Origin of the sequence: Kaistella solincola (genome assembly GCF_000812875.1) — a bacterium.
GTDB lineage: Bacteria > Bacteroidota > Bacteroidia > Flavobacteriales > Weeksellaceae > Kaistella > Kaistella solincola.
Genome location: NZ_JSYK01000003.1, coordinates 1,168,124 through 1,189,304 on the forward strand (window position 1 = coordinate 1,168,124; position 21,181 = coordinate 1,189,304).

18 protein-coding genes and 1 tRNA gene are annotated in these 21,181 nt (G+C 40.3%); 16 read left to right on the forward strand and 3 right to left on the reverse strand.

Translation table 11 applies throughout. From position 1 onward, the window contains the following. Window positions 1-2: 2 nt before the first annotated feature. The 16 genes from OA84_RS09445 to OA84_RS09520 all read left to right on the forward strand — a co-directional run bounded on the left by OA84_RS09445 (window position 3) and on the right by OA84_RS09520 (window position 15,750). The gene (locus tag OA84_RS09445; protein ID WP_039346029.1) at window positions 3-197 is read left to right on the forward strand and encodes a hypothetical protein; all 195 of its coding nucleotides are present in this window, start codon (window positions 3-5) and stop codon (window positions 195-197) included. Further along, the gene (locus OA84_RS09450; RefSeq protein ID WP_039345217.1) at window positions 190-2,904 is read left to right on the forward strand and encodes an ATP-binding protein; all 2,715 of its coding nucleotides are present in this window, start codon (window positions 190-192) and stop codon (window positions 2,902-2,904) included. Before OA84_RS09445 ends, OA84_RS09450 begins: the two co-directional genes overlap by 8 nt. Then, complete coding sequence (locus OA84_RS09455; protein WP_039345218.1) at window positions 2,901-3,263, forward strand: response regulator transcription factor; 363 nt, start codon at window positions 2,901-2,903, stop codon at window positions 3,261-3,263. Before OA84_RS09450 ends, OA84_RS09455 begins: the two co-directional genes overlap by 4 nt. Before the next feature lie 5 nt (window positions 3,264-3,268). Then, a complete protein-coding gene (locus OA84_RS09460) occupies window positions 3,269-5,170 on the forward strand; it encodes an AMP-binding protein (RefSeq protein ID WP_039346032.1) in 1,902 nt (633 codons plus the stop codon). Between the two features lie 308 nt (window positions 5,171-5,478). Further along, window positions 5,479-7,386 (forward strand): acetate--CoA ligase, encoded by a 1,908-nt coding sequence (gene acs, locus OA84_RS09465; RefSeq protein ID WP_039345219.1) that lies wholly within the window; start codon window positions 5,479-5,481, stop codon window positions 7,384-7,386. 280 nt (window positions 7,387-7,666) lie between these two features. Further along, window positions 7,667-8,809, forward strand: coding sequence for an NAD(P)/FAD-dependent oxidoreductase (locus OA84_RS09470; RefSeq protein WP_039345220.1), 1,143 nt, complete (start codon window positions 7,667-7,669; stop codon window positions 8,807-8,809). Then, window positions 8,809-9,525, forward strand: coding sequence for a methyltransferase domain-containing protein (locus OA84_RS09475; RefSeq protein WP_039345221.1), 717 nt, complete (start codon window positions 8,809-8,811; stop codon window positions 9,523-9,525). The genes OA84_RS09470 and OA84_RS09475 overlap by 1 nt, the downstream gene beginning before the upstream one ends. Next, the gene (locus OA84_RS09480) at window positions 9,522-10,574 is read left to right on the forward strand and encodes a type III polyketide synthase (protein WP_039345222.1); all 1,053 of its coding nucleotides are present in this window, start codon (window positions 9,522-9,524) and stop codon (window positions 10,572-10,574) included. The genes OA84_RS09475 and OA84_RS09480 overlap by 4 nt, the downstream gene beginning before the upstream one ends. Further along, window positions 10,568-11,365 carry an enoyl-ACP reductase FabI gene (locus OA84_RS09485; RefSeq protein WP_039345223.1) on the forward strand — a complete coding sequence of 266 codons (798 nt, stop codon included), beginning with the start codon at window positions 10,568-10,570 and terminating at the stop codon, window positions 11,363-11,365. Before OA84_RS09480 ends, OA84_RS09485 begins: the two co-directional genes overlap by 7 nt. Further along, complete coding sequence (locus OA84_RS09490; protein ID WP_039345224.1) at window positions 11,365-11,799, forward strand: 3-hydroxyacyl-ACP dehydratase FabZ family protein; 435 nt, start codon at window positions 11,365-11,367, stop codon at window positions 11,797-11,799. The genes OA84_RS09485 and OA84_RS09490 overlap by 1 nt, the downstream gene beginning before the upstream one ends. Before the next feature lies 1 nt (window position 11,800). Continuing rightward, complete coding sequence (locus tag OA84_RS09495) at window positions 11,801-13,075, forward strand: beta-ketoacyl-[acyl-carrier-protein] synthase family protein (protein WP_039345227.1); 1,275 nt, start codon at window positions 11,801-11,803, stop codon at window positions 13,073-13,075. 7 nt (window positions 13,076-13,082) lie between these two features. After that, on the forward strand, window positions 13,083-13,337 hold the full coding sequence (locus tag OA84_RS09500) for an acyl carrier protein (RefSeq protein ID WP_039345229.1): 255 nt from the start codon (window positions 13,083-13,085) through the stop codon (window positions 13,335-13,337). Between the two features lie 76 nt (window positions 13,338-13,413). Further along, complete coding sequence (gene fsa / locus OA84_RS09505; protein WP_039345231.1) at window positions 13,414-14,070, forward strand: fructose-6-phosphate aldolase; 657 nt, start codon at window positions 13,414-13,416, stop codon at window positions 14,068-14,070. Window positions 14,071-14,236: 166 nt separating this feature from the next. After that, window positions 14,237-14,869, forward strand: coding sequence for an NAD(P)H-dependent oxidoreductase (locus OA84_RS09510; RefSeq protein ID WP_039345233.1), 633 nt, complete (start codon window positions 14,237-14,239; stop codon window positions 14,867-14,869). Window positions 14,870-14,887: 18 nt separating this feature from the next. Then, complete coding sequence (locus tag OA84_RS09515; protein ID WP_039345236.1) at window positions 14,888-15,322, forward strand: MarR family winged helix-turn-helix transcriptional regulator; 435 nt, start codon at window positions 14,888-14,890, stop codon at window positions 15,320-15,322. Between the two features lie 5 nt (window positions 15,323-15,327). Beyond that, window positions 15,328-15,750 carry an organic hydroperoxide resistance protein gene (locus OA84_RS09520; RefSeq protein WP_039345239.1) on the forward strand — a complete coding sequence of 141 codons (423 nt, stop codon included), beginning with the start codon at window positions 15,328-15,330 and terminating at the stop codon, window positions 15,748-15,750. Window positions 15,751-15,823: 73 nt separating this feature from the next. Here OA84_RS09520 and OA84_RS09525 read toward each other — a convergent pair. The 3 genes from OA84_RS09525 to OA84_RS09535 form a co-directional block, all read right to left on the reverse strand. Beyond that, window positions 15,824-15,897: transfer RNA gene (locus OA84_RS09525), tRNA-Arg, on the reverse strand. A 21-nt stretch (window positions 15,898-15,918) separates the two neighbouring features. Then, a complete protein-coding gene (locus OA84_RS09530; protein WP_039345243.1) occupies window positions 15,919-17,697 on the reverse strand; it encodes a porin family protein in 1,779 nt (592 codons plus the stop codon). A gap of 122 nt (window positions 17,698-17,819) precedes the next feature. After that, window positions 17,820-20,783, reverse strand: coding sequence for a tetratricopeptide repeat protein (locus OA84_RS09535; protein WP_039345245.1), 2,964 nt, complete (start codon window positions 20,781-20,783; stop codon window positions 17,820-17,822). Between the last annotated feature and the right edge of the window lie 398 nt (window positions 20,784-21,181).

The window sequence follows — 21,181 nt, forward strand, 5'->3', positions numbered from 1 at the left end:
AAATGAAAAAAAGACATCAACAAAAGCTGGTTATTTTAAGCATTGCCTTGTTTATTTTATTCAATGCGCCGGTGTTGTTGCTGTTTAACAGTACTGAAAGATTTCTCGGTTTACCGCTGATTTATGTCTATATTTTTTTCGTCTGGGCGGCTTCTTCGGTAAGTTCGTTCCTCATTTTCAAAAAGTTCAATGAATAGTTATTTGCTTTTCGCCCTGGTCATCATCTATCTGGGACTTCTATTTTTCGTGGCATACTTTGCCGAAAAGAACAGAAGCAGCTTTTGGGTGAACAATCCTTACGTTTACGCGCTGTCGCTGGCGGTTTACTGTTCTGCGTGGACTTATTACGGAAGTATCGGCGTCGCCGCAAATCAGGGTTTGGAATATATGGCGATTTACATCGGGCCTGTGATAATTATTCCGGCCTGGATTTACATTAATTCAAAAATTATCCGCATTTCCCGCGTGAATAAAATAAGCAGTATTGCGGATTTTATTTCGCTGCGTTACGGTAATAGCCGGTCTTTAAGCGCTTTGATTGCGCTGGTTTGCATGTTCGCGATCGTTCCTTACATCAGCTTGCAGATTAAGGCGATTTCCGAAACTTTCCATTTGCTTACAGAAACCGAAAATACCACCAATATTTTCTACGATTCAGCGACGTATGTGGTTGTAATTATCGCTTTATTTTCCTCATATTACGGGACAAAATATGTTGACGCCTCGGAAAAAAGGCTCGGAATAATTTCCGCCGTTGCGGTGGAAAGTTTTCTGAAAATCATCTTTTTTATCATTCTCGGAATTTTCGTAGTGTACGGCGTTTTTAATGGTTTTGAAGACATCTACGCCAAAGCTGAAAAATTGCCCGATTTTGCCGCCAAAAATTCTTTTAACGGTTTGGAAGGCGGCTTTAATTGGTTTTTAATGTCGATGCTTTCGATGTCGGCGATATTCCTTTTACCGCGGCAATTTCACACCGCAATTATAGAAAATCGCAAGGAAAAGCACCTAAAAACTGCAATCTGGCTTTTTCCGCTGTACCTTTTAATTTTTAATTTTTTCGTCTTTCCTATCGCCTGGGGCGGAAAAATATTGTTTTTTGGCGAAGATGTAAATCCAGAGTTCTACTCTATTTTAATTCCGCAAAAATTTGGAAATACCGTCATCGCAGCGATGGTTTTTTTCGGTGGTTTAAGCGCGTGTATTTCGATGGTGATCATTTCCAGCATTTCACTTTCAATAATGCTGTCTAATAACCTCATCATTCCGTACGGCTGGCTCGACAGATTTAAAATAAGCTCCGATGTTGACAATACTAAAACCATTGTAAACATCAGGAAAATCAGCATTTTTCTGCTCATTATCACCGGATTTATTTTCTATAAATACTTGATGGTCGGCAAAAGTCTCTTCAGCATCGGTTTGGTTTCTTTTGTAATTATTGCGCAGTTGGCGCCAAGTTTTTTCGGTGCCGTTTTCTGGCGCCGCGGCAATTACATCGGTAGCGTTGCTGGGATTATTGTGGGAATTACAATTTGCTATTTAGGCCTTGTTTTGCCGAGTTTTTCTGAAACTTTCAAACAAAGTGCTTTTTATAACAGCAGCTTTTTCCATTTTTTTAATATCCCTTATTTGTCGCCGATTGCACAGATTTTTTTCTGGAGCGTATTGGTAAATGCGCTGCTTTTTACTTTGGTTTCCGTGAATACAGTTACGAGCTACCGCGAAAGAAATTATGCCGAACTGTACGTGGACATCAACGATTATATTCAAAATCACGAAAACGCGTATATCTGGAAAGGACGAGCGAACATTTCAGATATCCGAAAGATTTTGGTAAGATTTCTCGGTCAGAAAAAAACCGAACAGGCGCTGAAAATTTTCAATTTAAAATATAAAATTACCGGCGGCAGCGACACGGCAGATTCGCGGTTTATCAAGTTTTCCGAAAATCTATTAAGCGGAAGAATCGGCACCGCTTCAGCTAAAATTTTAATTGAAGGTGTGACTAAGGAAGATAAAATTTCGTTGCCCGAAGTTTTGCAGATTTTAGAAGAATCAAAGGAAAATATCACGTTGAATAAAAGGTTGAGCGAGCAATCTTCGCAGCTGCTGAAACTTTCCGATGAGCTTCAAAACGCCAATCAAAATCTCATTGTTAAAGACAAACAGAAGGATGATTTTCTGGATAGTGTGGCACACGAACTTCGGACGCCGCTCACCGCGATTCGCGCCACAAGCGAAATTTTGCTTGACGACGACGAAATGCCGCAGGAACTGAAAAGAGATTTCCTTGAAAATATAATTTCAGAATCTGATCGGCTGAGCGAAATTATCAATGACATTCTGTATCTGGACAAGCTTGAAACCGGGAATATTCCGCTGAATATCCAGTCTTATAATATTATCGAAACCTTCCATAAATCGGTAAAACCGTTGCTTCATCTTTTCGAAAAAAGAAACCTGCATCATTCTGAAGTTAATCTTTTAGATGATGAAATTTTTGAATATGACGAGCCGCGCATGATTCAGGTTTTTCAGAATATTTTAGGTAACGCTCTGAAATTCACCAATGAACAGGGAATGATCCAGACGAAATTTCAAAAACAGAATGAAAAACTGAAAATTTCGGTCTTTAACACCGGAAAAATTATTCCGCCCGAAGATCTCGATTTTATTTTCGAAAAATTTTACCAATCGAAAAACCAGAATTTACAAAAACCGGCAGGAAGCGGACTTGGCTTGGCGATCTGCAGACAGATTATGCGCGCACACGGCGGCGATATTCTGGTGAAAAACAAAGAAATTGGGGTGACTTTTGAGATTTTTTTACCACTCAGAATCTCATCTGAAGACGACACAGAAATTGAAAAAATACCCGATGAAAACGAAGTAATGCTATGAAGAAAATATTAATTGCTGACGACGAACATAAAATAATAATGACTTTGGAATATGCTTTTCGTAAAGCGGGTTACGAAGTGTTTATAGCGCGCGACGGTTCTGAAGTTCTGGAGCTGTTGAAAACCGAAATCCCAGATTTGATTTTGCTGGATATCATGATGCCGAAAATGGACGGATTTTCCACCTTGCAAGAAATAAAAACTCAGGAAAAGCTGAAAAACGTAAAAGTAATTTTCCTGAGCGCAAAAAATAACCCGGTAGATATTGAAAAGGGTTTGGAAATGGGCGCGGATGATTATATCACGAAACCGTACTCGATAAAAAAACTTACCGAACGTGTAGATGAACTCCTAAAATAACCATGATGAATGCAAATGAAATGTTTACAGCGAGCATCGCTCAAAAAGAAAGATTCTGGCAAAAACAGGCCGAAAAAATTGAATGGTTTAAAAAACCGACCAAAATCCTGACCAACGATCACGAAAATTACCCGACTTGGTTTGCCGACGGCGAACTCAATACCTGTTTTCTTGCCCTCGATAAACATGTTAATGATGGATTTGGCGATCAAACCGCGATTATTTATGATTCGCCGGTGACGAACAGAATATTCAAATTTTCATACAGCCAGGTATTAGAAAACGTTTCAAAGTTTGCGGGCGGTATAAAAAAATTAGGTTTAAAAAAAGGTGACACGGCAATCATTTACATGCCGATGATTCCGGAATCTGTCTTTGCCATGCTGGCGTGTGCTCGTTTGGGAGTTACGCATTCTGTGGTTTTTGGCGGTTTTGCTCCGCAGGAATTGGCCATCAGGATTGATGACTGCAAACCAAAAGCTATTATTACTGCCAGTTCGGGAATGGAAGTTTCCCGCCGGATTCCCTATTTGCCTTTTGTAAAAGAAGCAATCACACTATCGGAACATCAGCCGGAAAATATCATTGCTTTTGACCGTAAATTATTAGGAAACCGGGTTGACTTTAAAAATGATTCCGCGCTTATTGATTTTGAAAAATTAATGACCGAATCTGAGCCCGCAGATTGCGTACCGGTAAATTCCGCTCATCCTTTATATATTTTGTACACCTCCGGAACCACCGGAAAACCAAAAGGTGTTGTGCGTGATCATGGCGGCCACGCCGTGGCTTTAAAATTTTCCATGGAAAATATTTATGGCGTCAAAGAAGGTGAAACATTTTGGGCAGCTTCAGATATTGGTTGGGCAGTTGGCCACAGCTATTCTGTTTACGGGCCACTTATTAACCGCAATACGACCATTATTTTTGAAGGAAAACCCATTGGAACTCCGGATGCCGGAACATTCTGGCGCGTTATCGAAGAACATAAGGTCGCAGTTATGTTTACCGCGCCTACGGCCATTAGAGCCATCAAAAAAGAGGATCCGGAGGGACATTTCATCAAAAAATACGATTTATCGTCCTTACGGACGCAATTTTTAGCGGGCGAAAGATGCGATGTCGCTACTTTGGACTGGTACGAAGAATTTGTGGGTGTACCCGCAATAGATCACTGGTGGCAAACAGAATCTGGGTGGCCGATGCTGGGATTGATGCCAGGTGTAGAGGACGTAAAAATAAAAAGAGCATCTGCCGGAAAGCCTATACCGGGATATGACATTAAAATTTTCAGCGAAGAAGGCTATGAACTCGAGCCGCACCATGAAGGTTATCTCGTCATTAAACTTCCCTTGCCGCCTGGGGCGCTGCGCGGAATATGGGGCGATCCGGAGCGTTTTAAATTCGGTTATCTCACAAGATTTCCGGGCTATTATTTCTCGGGTGACGGTGCGATCAAAGACGAAGACGGCTATGTTTTCGTGACCGGAAGAGTTGATGACGTGATCAATGTGGCGGGGCACCGGCTTTCTACCGCGGAAATGGAGGAAGTAGTTGCCAGCCATAAGGAGGTAGCGGAATGTTGCGTGGTAGGTATTGATGACGATTTAAAAGGTCAGGTTCCCTTCGCCATCGCAGTTTTAAAATCCGGTTCTTCCGTTGATGAAAAAATGCTTGAAAAAGAAATTGTACATCTTGTCCGTGATAAAATTGGTGCGGTGGCCAGTATGAAAAATGCATTGGTCGTGAACCGTTTGCCCAAAACACGATCCGGCAAAATATTGCGAAAACTCATCCGCACCATGCTCGATGGAAAAGAATATCAAATGCCCTCAACGATTGATGATGAAAGTGTGGTCGCCGAACTGCAGCTTAAGATGAATGAGTATAAAGCCATGTTTTTGTAATGTTTTGAACCCCAGAAAAGTAATGCGTCTAAAGTGATTCTGCAAAGTGAAAAAAAACCGTGGGAAAGCGGCGAATTTTTTACAAAGATCACTATGGAAGCGGGATAAAAATAGTAAAATAATAGCCCAATAGCAGCCTATTTTTTAAATATCTAAAAACAGAAAAAAAAATGTTCTCCATGCGGTAAAAATAGCCCTGATAGAAGCGGTTACCCCGCAACTTGCACCGGCAAAAGCCCGGTCGTGAGGAGTATGAGCGGATAGCAGGTTCCCGGCTCCTAAAATAACAAAACAAAAAATTAATAGATATGAAAAATTATGTAATTGATGATCTTCCAGACTATTTCAAACAGTACAAAAAATCCATAAAAAACCCGAAAAAGTTCTGGGACAAGGTTGCGGATGAGAATTTTGTGTGGTATCAGCGCTGGTCCAAAGTTGTGGACTACAATATGGAGGAAGCCAGGATTAAATGGTTTAAAAACGCAAAACTGAATATTACCAAAAATTGCATCGACCGCCATTTGAACGGGCGCGGTGACAAAACGGCGATCATTTTCGAACCGAATGACCCGAACGAAGAGGCACAACATATTTCCTACAGCGAACTGCGCAACCGCGTGTGTAAAATGGCGAATGTCCTGCGCGATCAGGGCATACAGAAAGGCGACCGCGTGTGCATTTATCTACCAATGATTCCGGAGCTTGCGGTCACCATGCTGGCGTGTGCACGTTTGGGCGCGGTACATTCGGTGATTTTTGCGGGATTTTCCGCAAATGCTGTGGAATCGCGAGTGAATGACTGCGGTGCAAAAATGATTGTATGTTCCGACGGAAGTTACCGCGGGGCAAAATCCATTGATCTAAAAGGAATTATTGATGAAGCGGTGGAAAAATGTCCGACCGTTGAGAAGGTTTTGGTGGTGAAAAGAACTGGCGGCGAGGTGAGCATGAAAGAAGGTCGGGACATGTGGCTGGAGCCGTTATACGACAAAGCACCGTCCGACTTTATTTCGGTGATTATGGATGCGGAAGATCCGCTGTTTATTCTGTACACTTCCGGCTCTACAGGGAAACCGAAAGGAATGCTGCATACGACGGCAGGCTATATGGTTTTCACGGCGTACACCTTTAAAAATGTTTTTGATTACAAAGAGAATGATATTTTCTGGTGCACGGCAGATATCGGTTGGATCACGGGACATTCCTACATTTTGTACGGTCCGCTGGCGAACGGAGCTACGACGGTGATTTTCGAAGGAGTACCGACCTATCCGGAGCCGGACCGTTTCTGGAAAGTGATCGATAAGCATAAAGTTACGCAGTTTTACACTGCGCCAACCGCGATTCGTGCTTTGGCAAAAGAATCTTACGAATGGGTGGAAAAGCACGATTTGTCGAGTTTGCGCATCATCGGGTCCGTTGGTGAACCGATAAATGATGAAGCCTGGCATTGGTATAACGACCACGTTGGCAAGAAAAAATGCCCGATTGTGGACACGTGGTGGCAAACCGAAACCGGAGGAATTATGATTTCCCCGCTGCCGTTCATCACGCCGACAAAACCAACTTATGCGACATTGCCGATTCCGGGAATTCAGCCGGTTTTGATGGACGATAAACGCAATGAAATCACCGGAAACCAGGTTGATGGAAATCTCTGCATCCGTTTTCCATGGCCGGGAATTGCGCGCACGATTTGGGGTGACCACCAAAGATATAAAGACACGTATTTTACCGCTTTTCCGGGCAAATATTTTACCGGCGATGGTGCTTTGCGCGATGAGGTCGGTTATTACCGAATTACCGGGCGCGTGGATGATGTGATCATCGTTTCCGGACATAATCTGGGAACAGCACCGATTGAAGACAGCGTAAACTTACACCCAGCCGTGGCGGAGTCTGCGATTGTCGGCTATCCACATGATGTGAAAGGAAGCGCGCTTTATGGTTTCGTGATGCTGAAAGACAGTGGTGAAGAACGCGACCGGGAGAATTTGAGAAAAGAAATCAATAACGTGATTTCCGACACCATCGGGCCAATTGCAAAACTCGATAAAATACAGTTTGTGTCGGCCTTGCCGAAAACGCGTTCGGGCAAAATTATGCGCCGAATCCTGCGAAAAATCGCGGAAGGTGATTTTGCCAATTTCGGTGACACTTCTACCCTTTTGAATCCGGAAATTGTTGATGAAATTAAAAATGAGAAGATTTAATTTGATAATTCGAGGATTTGATAATGTGATGATTGATAATGTGATGATTTGATAATTTGAAGATTTGAAGATTTGATAATGGTAAAAATGTTTACAATTAAACCTTGCGGAAACGTGAGGTTTTTTATTTAGTAATAATTCTTGACAGGCTTTTCTGGTCTCTTTCGCGCGACGTTTTTTAACTTTTAAACTTAAGTGAGTAATGCGTTAAAATCCAATCAAAAATCAAACTTTTGTAACTTTTGTGGTGAAAATTTTCACTACATTTAAATAAAAAAAGTTGCAAGATTTCTACCTCGATTCTGAAATTGTAATTATTGGCGGCGGTTTGGCAGGTTTAACCAGCGCTATACACCTTACGAAAATGGGGCGGAAAGTCGTAGTTGTGGAGAAAAATTCTTACCCAAAACACAAGGTTTGCGGTGAATATATTTCGAATGAAATACTGCCTTATTTTGACTGGCTCGGAATCGATATTGAAGCTTTACAACCTACAAAAATTACGCAGTTGCAATTTTCGTCAGAATCCGGGCGAAGCATTAGCGCGAAACTTCCGCTCGGCGGTTTCGGCGTCAGTCGCTATACTTTGGACTACGCTCTATATTTAAAAGCACTTTCACAAAATTGTGAAATCCTGGAAGATCAGGTAAATGAGGTTATTTTTATAGAAGATTTTTTTGAAGTTCATCTGCTGTCAGGCAAAATTTTAACAGCGAAAGCTGTACTTGCTGGTTTTGGTAAACGATCGAATATTGACGTAAAACTGAACCGAAGTTTTCTCCAGAAAAAATCGCCGTGGTTAGCAGTAAAATCTCATTATAAAGGCAATTTTTCCGCTGATGTGGTTGGCTTACATAATTTTAAAGGCGGTTATTGCGGCGTCTCGAAAATAGAAAATAACATAATCAATATCTGCTATATCGTTAATTTTAAATCATTTAAAAAGTATAAAAATATCGCGGAATTTCAGCAAAAAATTGTGTGCCAAAATCCTCATCTTAAAAATATTTTAGAAAAATCAACGCCGGTTTTTGAGAAACCTCTATCCATAAGCCAAATTTGCTTTGATAAAAAAGAAAACGTTGAAAATCATATTCTGATGATGGGTGACACTGCCGGACTTATTCATCCGCTCTGCGGAAACGGAATGGCAATGGCAGTTCACAGCGGGAAACTTGCTTCCGAGGAAACTTTAAAATTCTTAAAAGGAAAAACCTCGCGAGATGAAATGGAAAAAAACTACGCGGCAAACTGGAATAAAAATTTCAAAAAAAGGCTCAAATATGGCCGAATTTTGGGTAGCATTCTGGAGCATTCGAAATTATCAGAAATACTGACCAATTTGCTCACTATTTTTCCATTTGTCTTACCAGTTATTATCAGGAAAACACACGGAAAAGAAATTAATATGACTGAAAATTAATGGCTTTAAATACCACCTACAGAAGAACCGATTTAGAAGAATCGATGGACGATTTTTCCATGGACAACGAAAGTCTGGTCATAGCTTTAGACGATATTGCGCGAATAAACCAACTTTTGGGCGGAAATTCTGTGACTTTACAAGGCGTAAAAAAGCTCATCAAAGATTTTCCCATAGACCAAACCATTACCATAATGGATTTTGGTTGCGGCGGCGGAGATATGCTGCGAATGCTGGCGAAATTCGGCCAAGAAAACGGTTTGAAATTTAACTTGATTGGTATCGATGCAAATGAAGCCACGATTCGTCACGCTGAAAAATGTTCAGCACAATTTGATAATATTTCTTATTTGGCAGAAGACATTTTTTTGTACGATTTTTCGGAATATAAAATTGATATTGCGTTAATTACCTTAACCTTGCATCATTTTAAAGACGAAGGAATTTTGAAAATCGTAAATGTTATTCTGAATTTGGTTACCAAAGGAATTGTTGTAAATGACTTGCATCGCAGCAAATTGGCGTATAGATTGTTTCAAATGATTATCTTTATTTTCAATTTAAAAAAAATGACGGCGGAGGACGGTCTAATTTCAATTCTGCGCGGCTTCAAACGTGAAGATTTAGAAAAATATTCCAAGGATTTACAGCTAAAAAAATACAGTATTAAATGGAAGTGGGCTTTTCGCTACCAATGGATTATTGAAAAAATATGAGTGTAAAAATAGTTACAGTTGCGAAGCAATTGCCTAAATATTCCCGAAAAACCGCTGAGGTTATTCCTTTTCTGGATCAATGGCTCGTCGATCAGGATGAGCGTTTTATTCGGAAAGTAAAGAAGATTTTTGAAGGCGCCGCGGTTGATGAAAGATATTCTATTATGGATCCGGTAGAAGTTTTCACCGCGACATCGTTTGAAGATAAAAATGACATCTATGCGCGCGAAGTGGTGATTTTAGGCCAGCAGGTTTTGGAAAAATCTCTAAAAAAAGCCGGCTGGGATCCGCAATCGCTCGACTACATCATAACCGTAAGCTGCACCGGAATTATGATTCCTTCGCTGGATGCCTATTTGGTCAACAAACTGAATTTACGCCAGGATATAGTACGTTTGCCAGTAACCGAAATGGGCTGTGCTGCCGGAGTTTCCGGAATTATTTACGCCAAAAACTTCCTTCAGGCAAATCCCGGAAAGCGGGCCGCGGTAATTGCAGTGGAAAGTCCGACCGCAACTTTTCAGCTTGAAGATTTTTCGATGGCAAATATAGTGAGCGCTGCTATTTTTGGAGACGGCGCCGCGTGCGTTTTGCTGTCATCAGAAGAAATTGCGGAAGGTCCGGAAATTTTAGCGGAAGAAATGTATCATTTTTACGATAATGAACACATGATGGGTTTTAAGCTTACCAATTCGGGTTTGCAGATGATTTTGGATATCGAAGTTCCGGACACGATTGCGGAACATTTTCCGGCTATTTTACACCCTTTTTTAGCAAAACAAAATTTGGAAATCAAAGACATTGATCATCTAATTTTTCATCCGGGCGGAAAAAAAATCGTGCAAATGGTGGAAGGTTTATTTTCGGAATTGGGAAAAAACATCGATAAAACAAAGGAAATTTTACGGTTATACGGCAACATGTCGAGTGCGACAGTTTTGTACGTTTTAGAAGAAATTATGAACCAAAAGCCACAAAAAGGTGAAAAAGGTCTGATGCTGAGTTTCGGTCCCGGATTTTCGGCGCAACGCGTCTTACTGCAATGGTAAAAAGATTTGAAAATACAGATTACTGGGCGTTAATTCTAGGCGGAAATTCCGGCCTGGGACTTGCTTCGGCAAAAAAATTAGCCGCTGAAGGCATGAATATTTGTATTATTCACAGGAATTCCCGCGCGGAAATGGAAAAGATAAATCAAGATTTTTCGGCCTTAAAGCAGGAAAAAATTCAGTTTTTAAGTTTTAATAAAGACATTTTAAATCCTCAGAATCAGCACGAAATTTTAGCAGAATTAAAAAAAACATTGGGATCGGGCGGAAAAATTCGTTGTTTGTTACACAGTATTGCAAAAGGAAATTTAAAACCAATGACCGGTTCGCTGAACGAAAGTTTGTCGTGCGACGATTTCGCGATTACGCTGAATGCGATGGCTACAAGTTTATATGACTGGACCAAAATTATTTTCGATGAAAACTTATTCGCTGAAGATGCGCGGGTTTTAGCTTTCACGAGTGAAGGCAGCACTAAACCTTTGCAGAATTATGGCGCGGTTTCCGCCGCAAAAGCTGCTTTAGAAGCAATTTCACGAAATATCGCGGTAGAATTTGCGCCATTTGGTTTGCGTTCGAACTGCATTCAGGCTGGCGTTACCGATACGCGCTCTTTGCAGATGATTCCCGGAAGCGAAAAAATTGTGGAACACACCAAAAAACGAAATCCGTTTAAAAGATTAACCACGCCCGAAGATGTCGCAAATGTAGTGGCTTTGCTGTGTACCGACGAAGCTGCGTGGATCAACGGCTGTGTAATTCCGGTTGACGGCGGCGAACATTTATGCTGATGGAAGTTTCAGAAATTTTAAAAAAATTGCCCTATTCTGCCCCATTTTTATTTGTGGAAGAATTGCTGCACGTCGATGAAAACGGCGCCACCGGAACTTTCACCTTCAATGAAAACTTAGATTTTTACAAAGGCCATTTTAAAGAAAATCCGGTCACGCCAGGCGTTATTTTAACCGAAACGATGGCGCAGATAGGTGTCGTTTGTCTCGGAATTTTTTTGGTCGGAAACGAGCTGAATTCAGAAAGCCAGATCGGATTAGCGTCCACAGAAATCGAATTTTTAAAACCTGTTTTCCCTGGTGAAAAAGTCACGGTGATTTCGGAAAAAATTTATTTTCGGTTTAATAAATTAAAGTGCCGCGTGAAAATGCTGAACGAAAATTCGGAAATTGTGTGTGAAGGCACGATTGCCGGAATTATAAAAGTGAAATAAAATGGAAAGAAGAGTTGTCATCACCGGTTTAGGCGTGGTCGCACCAAACGGAATTGGTTTGGATGATTTCCGGTCGGCGCTGAAAAATGGCCGCTCCGGAATTAAATTCGATCAGCAGCTCGCAGATTTAAAATTTTCATGTCAGGTTTCCGGAACGCCACCGGTTGACAAAGTAAATCATACAGGATATTTCACTGATCTGGAGCTTAGAAATTTTAATTCTACCGGAATTATGTACGGCGTAATCGCAGGTTTGGATGCCTGGAAAGATGCTGGATTACCAATTTCAGAAAGCGAAAATCCCGACTGGGACAGCGGAACTATTTTCGGCACAGGAACTTCCGGAATTGAAAAATTTCGGGAAAGTATTTACAAAATTGATGACCTTCAAACGCGGCGCCTCGGCAGCACAGCGGTTTCACAAACGATGAACAGTGGAATTTCGGCTTATTTGGGCGGAAAATTGGGTTTGGGAAATCAAGTTACAACCAATTCATCAGCATGTACGACCGGAACAGAAAGTATTTTAATGGCTTTTGACCGCATAAAATCCGGAAAAGTAAAGCGAATTTTAGCCGGCAGCACGAGCGATTCCGGGCCGTATATTTGGGCGGGTTTTGATGCGATAAAAGTCTGCAATTATAAATCAAACGGCGAACCCGAAAAAGCCTCACGACCGATGAGTGCTTCGGCGGCGGGTTTTGTGCCCGGAAGTGGCGCCGGTGCTTTGGTCATCGAAGATTTAGAGTCTGCTTTGGCGAGAAATGCGAAAATTTACTGTGAAATTTTAGGTGGAAATCTGAACAGCGGCGGGCAACGCGGCGGCGGAAGTATGACCGCGCCAAATTCCACGGCGGTGCAGAAGTGCGTGAAAGACGCGCTTTCGGAAGCCAGAATTGAAGCCGGCAACATCGATTATATCAGCGGGCATCTTACTGCGACCGCAAAAGACAGCACCGAAATTAGAAACTTAGCAGAAAGTTTAAACCGTTTCGGCAAGGATTTTCCGTACATCAATTCCTTAAAATCACTGACGGGACATTGCCTTTCCGCGGCTGCGAGTGTGGAATGTGTAGCAGCGGTTTTGCAACTTTCCGAGAATTTTGTCGCTCCCAATATCAACTGTGAAGATTTAAATCCGGAAATTACGGCGATCATCGATGCGGAGTGTATTCCGAAAAAAATGGTCGAAAAGCCCCTAAAAATTGCGATGAAAGTAAGTTTCGGTTTTGGTGACGTGAACGGATGCGTTATCTTTAAAAAATATTTTAAATAAATTAAAAATGAATCAAGAAGACGCGATACAGAAACTGAAAAAAATTGTAAAACCTTACGTTAAAGACGAAGAAGCTTTAGAAAAAATCAGTGAAAATACAGATTTCATCAACGATTTAAATATCAATTCCGCGAATCTCGTGGATGTAATTTTGGATGTGGAAGAAGTTTTCGATATTGAAATCGACGCAGAATCGATGGAGAAAATGCGTGACGTGAAATCCGCTTTAGCGGTAATCGAAGAAAAACTTTCCACCAAATAGCATTAGAAATTTTTTAGGAGCCAAATCATTTTCCAGTTGGACGTGAAAATCTTACCTTTGAATAAATAAAAGTAATATGAAATTTTTTATCGACACTGCAAATCTTGAGCAGATAAAAGAAGCGCAGGATCTCGGAATTTTAGACGGAGTCACCACCAATCCATCTCTGATGGCGAAAGAAGGAATTACCGGAAAAGACGCCATTATGAATCATTATAAAACCATTTGCGAAATCGTATCTGATGGTGACATCTCTGCAGAAGTATTGGGCACAACCTACGATGAAATGATTAAAGAAGGTGATGAACTTGCAGCCATACACCCCAATATCGTGGTGAAAATTCCGATGATAAAAGATGGTATTAAAGCCTTGAAATACTTTTCAAATAAAGGAATCAAAACGAACTGTACGCTTATTTTTTCCGCAGGGCAAGCATTATTGGCAGCGAAAGCAGGTGCGAATTATGTGTCACCTTTTTTAGGAAGACTTGATGATATTTCTGTGGACGGACTGAATTTAGTAGAAGAAATCAGGGTTATTTTTGATAATTACATGTACGATACCGAAATTTTAGCCGCTTCCATCCGTTCGCCGATGCACATCATCAATTGTGCGAAAATCGGTGCTGATGTAGTGACTTCACCTTTGGATTCAATTTTAAATTTATTGAATCACCCGTTGACAGATAAAGGCCTGGCTCAGTTTGTAGCTGATGCAAAAAAAATGGGCTAAAAGCAGCCAATTTTTTAATAATATAAACCGCCAATTTTTTGGCGGTTTTTTGGCATTTTTTTTTAAAAATTTAAAGCATCGATTCTCTCTATCAATTTAAATTGCGCGCAATATGGTTGTGAACTATCTTTGTCTTTCAAAATAGAAAAACAAAAAACTTTACAATATGCAGCTAATAGAAAACCTGAAATGGAGACACGCCGTGAAAGCTTATGATCCAGAAAAAAAAGTTTCGCAGGAAGACCTCAACACCATATTAGAAGCCGCGCGCCTGGCGCCAACTTCTTCCGGTTTGCAACCATTCAGAATTATCGTGGTGGAAAATCAGGAATTGAAAGAAAAAATGGTTCAGGGAGCGCTGAATCCTGAAGTCATGAGAGATTCGTCACATGTTTTGGTATTCGCCGCCTGGGACAATTATTCTGAAGAAAAAATCGACAAAGTGTACGATTACCACACCGACGTGAGAGAATTACCTCGCGGAAAATTCGGCAGTTATACCGACAAATTAAAACAAATTTACAGCGCGCAAAGTGCGGAACAGAACTTCGGACACGCTGCAAGACAAACGTATATCGCACTTGGTTTGGCAATGGCGCAAGCCGCGGAACTGAAAATTGACAGCACACCAGCCGAAGGTTTCAGCAACGAAGTCGTGGATGAAATTTTAGGTTTGAGAGCTTTAGGCTTAAAAAGTGTCAGCCTGCTTTATTTAGGTTATCGCGACATTGAAAAAGATTACCTGTCGCACATGAAAAAAGTGAGAATTCCGATGGAAGAATTCATCATCAAAAAATAAAAATTCCGAGCTAAAACGATGGAAAATCCCGAAACACCAAAATTAGGAAACCAGCTGTGCTTTCCGTTTTACGTAATTGCCAAGGAAATTACGGCAATGTACCGGCCTTTTTTGGAAGAACTGGACATCACGTATTCGCAGTATCTGGTGATGATGGTGCTTTGGGAATATGAACGGTTGACCGTCACGCAAATTGGCGAAAAACTCTATCTCGACAGCGGGACCTTAACACCATTATTAAAAAGACTGGAAGCGAAAGATTACCTCGTCCGCCACAGAAAGCGTGAAGATGAGCGCGTCGTGGAGGTTTTCCTGACAGAGAAAGGAATACAACTGCAGAACAAAGCCTGTTTGATCCCCGGAAAACTGCAGGAAAAGCTGGATTTATCCGAAAACGATCTTTCCGCAATGAAAGACACCGTAACTAAATTACTTCACAAAATAGAAAAATAAAAAAGATGAAAACATTGTACACCACAAGCGCAACGGCAAAAGGCGGCCGCGACGGACATGTAAAAAGCGAAAATGGAATTTTAGAACTCGACGTACGTGCGCCGAAAGCGCTCGGCGGCAACAGCGACGATTTTGCCAATCCCGAAATGCTTTTCGCAGCGGGCTATTCTGCTTGTTTTGGCAGCGCCTTGAGTTTGGTTATCGGTAAAGCAAAAATCCAAACCGGTGAACCCGCTGTGACGGCTAGAGTAAGTTTAGGACAAATTGAGAACGGCGGCTACGGTTTAGCGGTAGAAATGGCGGTGAATATTCCGCAGATTTCATTGGAAGAAGCACAAAAATTGGTCGAAAAAGCTCATGAAATTTGTCCCTATTCCAACGCTACGCGAAATAATATCGAGGTTAAACTTACCGTAACGAACGATTAATTTTTTTAAACTTCAGCAGTTTTGAATTAAATAAAAAGCGGCAAAACTTCAAGAAGTTTTGCCGCTTTTTGTGTGACCGCGAAGGGATTCGAACCCCCAACCCTCAGAGCCGAAATCTGATATTCTATCCAGTTGAACTACGCAGCCGTCGAAACTTAATTCAATTTTTTAGAAACTTATTTTTACACCTCCCAAAAACTGTGCTCCCAAAACTTTATAACCTTTGAAAGTTTGATATTGGGTGTTGAGTAAATTATTTCCGAGTGCGAAAATACTGAAATTTTTGTGAATTTTATACTCTGCAGACAAATTTAAGTCCGCAAATCCACCAACTTTGTCGTTTTCGTTTTCGGTAGTGGTGTAAACTCCAGGATTCAGCGCGTCAGTGCTAATGTTATAGGAATTGGTCGTCATATCACTGCGGAAAATTGCTTTCGCGCCCAAATTCAACTTCTTATCAAGCATTAAATATTTACCGCCTAAACTGGCTTTTATTAAAGGTTTGTTATACATATTTTCGGTGTTATCCAAGTCATATTTTTCAAAATTCACTTCAGCATCCAGACTTAAATTTGCCAACGGGAAATACTGCACACTTCCGCGAACTTCACTCACGTTTCCGTCATCATAAACAGAGGAAAAAGTATTCGCAAAATCATAAGCCGGGCGGTTATAATCCACCGTATTATTGAAAAGATCGTTCGCTTTAAAGAATAGGATATCATTCATTTTACCGTAACCTGCGCTGAAATCATATTTCAACTGCTGATCGATGTCGCCGCGTAAACCAAAATAAAATTTATACTTTGTTTCCGTCGAGCGCAATTGCTGATCAGAAACCAAGTACGGATTTTCTTCTAGCAAATCAGCATAAGAATTCAGTTTTAAACCTCCGGTAATTCCGGCATAAAATTTAAATTCATCAGCTGCGGCAAACTGCAGTTCCGCCTTGGGAAACCAATAGGTTTTGTTATTTTTCACCTGATCTGCTAAACTTAAATTGGAGTTTTTAGCGTTTAAAAATGAAAAATCCGAACCGATCATCAGATAAGAATTTTCTTTAAAAAAGGTAATTTTCGGCGCTACAGTGGCATTTAAAAACTCTGAAGAATTTTTGTCTAAAATGTCAAAATCTGTTTTTAAAGTTTCAACATTTAAGCCTAAATCAGCGTTAAAATTTATGTCATTAAAACTGGAAATTTCAACGCCGTGTTTTGATAAATTCAGCATCATTTCAGCCTGTGTTTCTTTCGCGTGGAACTCATCGGTGAGGAAAGATGATTTCAAGCGGACATCATTTAAAATGTCATTTGAATAAAAGTCGTAGTAACCGTTCAGCTTGATCTGGCTGGTTTTCTGCTGCAAATTAACATTATTTGAAGCCGGCGTCAGCGCATAAATTCCATAATAGTTGTAATTATCCAAACCATAATCGGCGTTGATGCTGAACTTGCCCTTTTCACCGTAAGAGTTTAAAAATGCGCCAACATTAGCGGAATTTTGCTTGGAATCCCAATCATAAACCTTCCGCAAACCGGTGGTGGAAAGGAAATGCACGTCACCGCCAACTTCCATATCATTTTCCAGTTTCGTAGAAATGTTTCCGTCCGCAAGAATTTTACCGTAATTTCCCATTCCAAGCTGGAAATAGTTGTTCTGGTAATCGGCGTCAAATTTCGGCGAAATATCTTCACCCTTAATAAGAGAAGTTTTAAAATCTGAAGATGCCGGCACATTGGTAATATCGTAAGTCGGCGGATTGGCAGACTTTTCTTCCGGCGGATAATTTTTTTCCGCCTCTACGGAGGTTTTTTTCTTTTCTATCTTTTTTACTTCCGGCTCACGCTTTTTATCTAAAATTAATTTTTCCTCCTTTATCTGCGAAAAAACCGCTGTTGAAGAAAATAGTAAACCGATGAAAAATATATTCTGAATTCTCTTGCTCATTTTTTTTAATGTTTATTTTTTTTTCAGACAAATTGGAAAAATTTCCATTCGCTAATGTTTAAAACAACACGTGTTTTCACGCATCAAGTCCCTCTCCTTTGGAGAGGGATCTAGGGTGAGGATTACTTTTTAATTAGTTTTTTTAGTTCTTTCGCTTCGCTTATAATTTCCGGGAAATCGCCGTAGTTTTCGATGATTTGGTCGGCGGTGTAGCTCGCCTGGTAATTATCTTTCAAGCCAATATAATTTTTCACCATTAAAACCAAAGATTTCGCGCCCCAATATTCCTCAGAAGCGTAATTATTGGCCAGTTTGAAAATGGTTTCGTTGGAAGATTTAAAGGCTTTTCCTTTGTTTTGGTAAAACGCTTTTGCGTATAAAGCTTCTGCGGCAACTTCGGTATTCGAGGATTTTTCCAAAGCGTAGTACGCCGATTTCGCTTCGGAATCTTTTCCGTTGTTCATCAGACTTCTGGCTTTAATGACTTTCGCAAGCTCGTTTACCGAAGCTGGATTTTTCGGATTTTGAAGCACCAAATCAGCGAGCATTTCCGCTTTTTTGAAATCTTTTTCGTCCGCGTAGATTTTCATTAATTCTACATTCGCGAAATTTTTCACGTTTATATTCGTAGAATTTGCCAAATTAACGAGATATTTTTTCGCTTCATTCGGGTTGTTCTGCGCCAGATAAATCTGTGAAATCCGCGTTTGTGCATCTTCCTGATAATCGTTCTGAACATTTGCAACTTCCTGTAAAACCAATAATGCTTTTGTCGGATTATTGGTTTGGAAATAACTTTCACCGAGCTGATATTGCGCCTGATACAAACCTTCGCCCGTTGGATTTTGAGTGAGATATTTTTCAAAAAGCGGAATGGCGCTTTTGTAATCTTTGTTTGCGTAGAATGTTTTCGCGCGGTTCAGGTTAATTTCATCGATTTCCGAAGCATCGATGCGTACACCTAAACTTTGTGCAAAACTTTGGTAACCCGAAACGTCATTATTTTTAATGAAAACCGGGCGCGCTGCTTGCACTATTTTGCTGGCATAAGCAGTGTTTTTATACTGATTTACCAGCGATTTGAATTCCGATAAAGCTTTCGCGTCGTCATTTAAATCGATATAATTCTGCGCGCGGTAAATCTGCGAATTCGCAACCAAATCTTTGTCAGAACTTGTTTTGATGACTTGTGTAAAGTAATCGTTTGAGGTTTTGAAATCGTCGTTCGCTGCATAAGCAGTTGCGATTTCATATTGTGCATCGTCGAAATATTCCGAGTTTTTGTACTGTGTCAGAAGTTTTTTCAGTTCCGCAATTTTCGCTACCGTATCACCTTTAAAACCTAAAGCCAGCGCTTTTTGGAACAATGTATAATCATCAGCATTTTCGGCTTTGTCGTAAATCGCGATCGCTTCGTTCAAATCGTTATTCGCGTAATACGTGTCTGCAAGACGCAGTTCAGCATCATTTTTAAACTCCGGTTTTGGGTTTTTCAGATATTCCGTGAAATATTCCTTTGCTTTATCGAATTTTTTCGATTTGAAGTACGCGTAGCCCAAATCGTAATTTAATTGCTGCTTTTCCGGGAAATTTTCGGTTTTTAGCTTTTCAAACCTCACAATAGCCGACGGATAATTTTCTTTTTGATAATAGGTTTGCGCCAGCCAGTATGTGGCTCTGGTATTGAATTCTTTATTAATATTAAATTCCAGACTTCGTAAAAAATACCGCTCTGCAGCGTCTAAATTTCCTTTATTAAATTCTTCCGTCCCGATTAAAAAGGATACTTCCTGGTCCACTTTATTGGTTTCCGGTGTAGAATTCGGCATTTTATCAATCGCCGCCAAAGTTCCTTTGTAATCGCCAGAATACAGATAAGATTTCACCAAAAGCGCCTTCATATCTGTCGTGTCCGGGCTGTTCGGATATTTCGAAATATAACTTTGAATCACTTTTGAAGCAGATTCAAACGGATTTCCGAGTTCATAACTCAGCTTCGCATATTGCAAATGCGCAAGTTGCTGAACTTTAGCGTCGTAAGTCATTTGGTACGCCGAACGGAACGCCGAAAGTGCTTCCTGTTTTTTACCGACTTCCAGATACGCGTTCCCAAGCTGGTAATACGCGTTTTGCGACGTCGCCGATTTACTGTTCAATAACTGATTATAATAAGAAACTGCTTCATCATATTTTTTCAGATGAGCCGAGACAAAACCCATTTCGTACAAGTCGCTTTCAGATGGAGTTTTCTTGCTGTCCAGATAAATTTTCAGATGCGGATACGCCGATTCGTAATCACCTTTCATAAAATAACTTTCACCAATCATCTTGTGAACCTCGGTTTTATATTCCGCAGAAATATCCTCATTTAGCAGGGAATTTCCTTCAACAATCGCTTTATCGTAATCTTTCTGGTTGAAATAAAGCTGCACATAATATGGTTTTACAACACGTGCATATTTTTCATTGTCTTTGATTTGATCGAAAAATGAAAATGCTTTGTCATTCTGGCCGTCTGCGTAGTACAAATGTCCGAGCATGTAAGCAACATCGTATTTATCTGAACCTTCCGCAGATACATAAGCTTCTTCCAAAGCTTCAATCGCGCCGCGCGAATCGCCGGTCATGAATTTCGCATAACCGAGTTTCATGATATATTCGGTGTTTTCTTCCTTTGAAAGTTGATACTGATTAACATTTTTCAACGTTTCCAAGGCTTTGTCAAAATCTTTCTGTGCCAGATAAAAATCGGCTAAAGGCAAATTCGCCTGAGCAAAATACGCGGAGTTCGGATATTCTTTAATAAAAGCATCCAAACCTTCTTCCGCATGGTTTTTTCGTAAAATCACACCGATGACATTATCAAAAAACTGCGCCGCTTCTTTTTTTGATTTCGACAGATTTTCGTTGTAGAAATACTGTCGCGCATATTCAAACTGTGAAGCGTTGTAAATTTTATTTTGGTAAAGATTTTCTGCGAGGTTAAAGCGGTAATTTTCGCGCTCGCTGAAGTATTGGGATTGTTGTGCCTCCGAGAAGCCGAAATAGAATATCGCCGTTGCGACGAAGATTTTTTTTGAATTCATGAAATCCTAGTTTTCAAAAAGTTTTTTTTAGAAAGTGGACGAAGCATTTCAGCAAAAATCTGCCGGATACTTTTCCACATTTAATCAACGAAATTAACGAAAACTTATTGCTTTCACAAGTTAATTTCTGGCTTGTGGAAAAGTGGATAATTACTAAATTGGTGAGCTTCAAACTTTAACCGTAAAAAATTCGGGCATAAAAGCGGCTTTTTTTTGAAATTTAATTAAGCAACATCAATTCATTAAAATCGAAAAAAACACCAAAATAACCCGGAATTTTTCAAGCTAAAAAGGTGAAATTCTGGTGAAAAAATTAAAGCTAATTTTTACCTGCTAAACGGGCATTTTTTTCAATAATTTCCTGCTTAAAGCACCAAAAAAGTCATTTTTCCAAATTT